The following is a 3,242-nucleotide window of genomic DNA, read 5'->3' on the forward strand; positions in this document are numbered from 1 at the left end:
CTGATGAAAACTTTGAACTCCCAGTCATCAGAAAACTTAGAGAGAAAGGATATGATATTTTAACTGCCCTAGAAGCTGGTAACGCAAATCAGGGAATTTCTGATGAAGAAGTGTTAGCATTTGCAATCCAAGAACATAGAGCAGTCATTACTCTGAATTATAATGACTTTAAAAATCTTCATAAGCGCGATAACAATCATCACGGCATTGTGATTTGTATAAGTAATAGACGCAGAGAAGATCGAGATGATTTAGTCGCAAGAATTGACTTATCGTTAAAAGACAAAGAATCTTTGGACTGTGAGTTAATTCGTGTAAATCGTGCTAATAAACACTAAAAATAAGGAGACATCTCCACCCGAATAACTCCGTTGTGCCCGAGTTGATGTCATCATCAACTGTTGTGGTGTTTTCCTCGACCTGTTCATCAACAAAATGTTATGATATCGCTACAACTAGTGTCTATAAACTGAATTTAAGATGACAAGTTAATTGCTTACCTTAGCTCGAAAGATGAGTTTTTCACCTTGTCGATAGCCAGCGTATCTAATCATTACTAAATCTCCAAGATTTGCAGTTCCTTCAATTAATTGATGATAGTGAGGATCGTAGGCAATTTCAGTACCGATTTCACCAATTGTCGTAACTCCCCATTGTGAGAGGAGGCGATCGATCGATTGTACCAGGGGGAAGATTTTACTAGCTGGAAAGTCGGGATTTTTAGCTGCTGCATATTTAGCAGCAGGAAAGTAAGTCAGAAATGATTCTAATGTTTGCAAGCTTTGAAATTGAAACTCAGTTTGAAGCGTTTCTCGCTGCTGTTGGAGTTGTTGCTGGAGATGCTGATATTCTTGTTGGAGTAGTTCTAGTTGTTGTTGAGAGCTAGAGCTAGATTGTCCGCCAAACATATCGAGTAGTTCGTTAACAGATATTTGCAGCGTAGTGCTAATTTGAACTAATACTTGCCAGCGCAGTGTGCCAATCTCACTCGATCGCAGCTTGCGAATCGTGCGATCGGATGTGCCACTCAATTTGGCTAATGTTCTGAAGCTATTAATGCCGACTTTGTGCATTAATGCTTGCAATTCTAAGGTGCGATCCTCGGCCATGAGCGGCTTTGTCTATGAATTTTCGATGGATACTGAAGTAATCGTCGGGGCAATTGAGAGTTGCCCCGACAATCGATTATTGGTCTAGTAAACTGCGCAACATCCAAGCAGTTTTTTCGTGCAATTGCAACCTTTGGGTGAGTAGATCGGCAGTTGGTTCGTCGCTAGCTTTTTCCGCAGAGGCATAAATCGATCGAGCCGTGCGACAGACAGCTTCTTGGCCTTCGACGAGGAGCTTAATCATCTCCGTGGCTTTGGGTACGCTCGTGGTTTCAGGAATCGAGCTTAATTTTGCATACTCGGTATAACTGCCAGGTGCGGGAAATCCTAATGCTCGAATCCGTTCGGCAATCAGATCTACTGCCAAAGCTAATTCGGTATACTGAGTCTCAAACATCAGATGGAGCGTTTGAAACATCGGCCCTGTTACATTCCAATGAAAGTAGTGAGTTTTGAGATACAGCGTATATGTATCTGCCAGTAACCGCGATAACCCATCGGCGATTTCTTTACGCGTATCTGCGTCGATTCCAATATCTACTTGCATCATGGTTATTAGTAATCCTGAGAATATTTACCAATCCTTAATTAATATTCTACCGATTCCGATCTGTCTAACTACAACTGCGAAACAAACATTTTCCTAATCACCGCCCGCCAATCTACACAGCTAAATCTTCACAGTTCTTCTCGCCCTAACTTTTATGATCCCAATCGCAGGTACGACTAAATTATTAGGTGTCATCGGTCATCCGATCGCGCATACATTCTCGCCAGCGATGCACAATGCCGCGATCGAGCAGTTGGGGTTGGACTACCGCTATGTGGCATTTGATGTCGCGCCAGCAGATCTGGCTACCGCGCTGGCTGGCTTTGCTGCCATCGGCGTTGTCGGCTGTAGCGTGACGATTCCCCACAAGCAAGCGATTATGCCGTTATTGGCGCAGATTACCCCTCTAGCGCAGGCAATAGGGGCGGTAAATACCATCTGGAACACCCCGACAGGTTGGCACGGTACTAATACAGACATTGCCGGATTTATCGCCCCGCTCGCGGCTATGCAGCGGGATTGGGGGAAAACTACCGCGATCGTCTTGGGCAATGGTGGCGCGGCGCGGGCGGTAGTGGCGGGTTGCCATCAATTAGGCTGCCAGGAGATTCATGTCTTCGGTCGAGATGCTGCCAAATTAGCCGATTTTGGGGCTAGTTGGCAGGATATTCAACTTCAGAGGAGCGATAGTGAAACTTCATCGGTGCAGATTCAAACTCACTTGTGGAGCGAATTAGCCACGTTTATCGATCGCGATAATTTGTTATTAATCAATTGCACGCCGATGGGGATGCACCCACAGGTTGGGAATAGCCCGATCGATGAGGCTCTAATGTCGAAAATTGGCACGAAAGCGATCGTGTACGATCTGATTTATACGCCGCGACCGACTAAATTTTTACAATTGGCAACAGCTAATGGGGCAACTGCGATCGATGGCTTAGAGATGTTAATTCAGCAAGGGGCGATCGCCTTTGAATTATGGCTGCACCAAGCTGCACCGATCGGGGTAATGCGTCGGGCGTTGCTGGAATTGCTCGAAAGTTAAGCTATTCAGCCCTAGCTTACTTTAGACTGTTAAAAATACAACGTAGCGAAATGCGATCGAGATCGTATCCGATCCGATAGCCACTTGTTATGATGAATTTAAGAAGATTTACGGATTAACCACCCTGTGTCGATCGGGATCGAGTAGTTACTCGGATGTGAGTAACTACTTGATGCTGACCGATCTCCCCAAATTTCACAAGTTATTTAATGGTCGCTAACTTCCGCAACACCGATTCATAGGCTACTGTGTTGTTTTGAGATTGGAATAGTTTTGCAGCCATTTTAAGATCTTCAGTTGCAGCGGGATTAGAACGCATTTGGGCGTGTAGCAAGCCGCGATTGCTATAGGCAAGTGCGTAATTGGGTTGCAAGCGAATCGCCGTATTGTAATCAGCAATTGCTTTCTGGTTCATGTTTAGTTGGGCGTGGGTGACGCCACGATTGAAGTGGAATTCAGCATTATTCGGATCGCGCGCGATGCCACGATCGTAATCTGCTAATGCTTTCCGGTAGTCGCCACTGGCATACAATGC

The 3,242-nt window shown here is 45.2% G+C and carries 5 protein-coding genes; 2 read left to right on the top strand and 3 right to left on the bottom strand.

The window, feature by feature from the left end:
* The coding region (locus RMO84_RS18610; RefSeq protein WP_310489929.1) for a DUF5615 family PIN-like protein at nucleotides 1-338 on the top strand (338 nt) is incomplete at its 5' end.
* Nucleotides 339-488: 150 nt separating this feature from the next.
* Here the strand turns inward: RMO84_RS18610 and RMO84_RS18615 are convergent.
* Both RMO84_RS18615 and RMO84_RS18620 read right to left on the bottom strand, forming a co-directional pair.
* Nucleotides 489-1,109 carry a helix-turn-helix transcriptional regulator gene (locus tag RMO84_RS18615; protein ID WP_310489930.1) on the bottom strand — a complete coding sequence of 207 codons (621 nt, stop codon included), beginning with the start codon at nucleotides 1,107-1,109 and terminating at the stop codon, nucleotides 489-491.
* A gap of 76 nt (nucleotides 1,110-1,185) precedes the next feature.
* A complete protein-coding gene (locus RMO84_RS18620) occupies nucleotides 1,186-1,659 on the bottom strand; it encodes a Dps family protein (protein ID WP_396135897.1) in 474 nt (157 codons plus the stop codon).
* A gap of 154 nt (nucleotides 1,660-1,813) precedes the next feature.
* Here RMO84_RS18620 and RMO84_RS18625 point away from each other — a divergent pair, with 154 nt between their 5' ends.
* Nucleotides 1,814-2,707: a shikimate dehydrogenase gene (locus RMO84_RS18625; RefSeq protein ID WP_310489931.1), complete on the top strand. Its 894-nt coding sequence runs from the start codon at nucleotides 1,814-1,816 to the stop codon at nucleotides 2,705-2,707.
* A 202-nt stretch (nucleotides 2,708-2,909) separates the two neighbouring features.
* On the opposite strand, the gene RMO84_RS18630 is transcribed toward RMO84_RS18625, so the two are convergent.
* Nucleotides 2,910-3,242 (bottom strand): tetratricopeptide repeat protein (locus RMO84_RS18630; RefSeq protein WP_310489932.1); only part of this gene is annotated, 333 nt, incomplete at its 5' end.

It is taken from the genome of Chamaesiphon sp. VAR_69_metabat_338 (genome assembly GCF_031423935.1).
Taxonomy (GTDB): Bacteria; Cyanobacteriota; Cyanobacteriia; order Cyanobacteriales; family Chamaesiphonaceae; genus Chamaesiphon.

Coding starts and splice junctions, on each gene's coding strand:
- RMO84_RS18615 (WP_310489930.1), bottom strand. CDS start 1,109: ATGGCCGAGGATCGCACCTTAGAATTGCAAGCATTAATGCACAAAGTC.
- RMO84_RS18620 (WP_396135897.1), bottom strand. CDS start 1,659: ATGATGCAAGTAGATATTGGAATCGACGCAGATACGCGTAAAGAAATC.
- RMO84_RS18625 (WP_310489931.1), top strand. CDS start 1,814: ATGATCCCAATCGCAGGTACGACTAAATTATTAGGTGTCATCGGTCAT.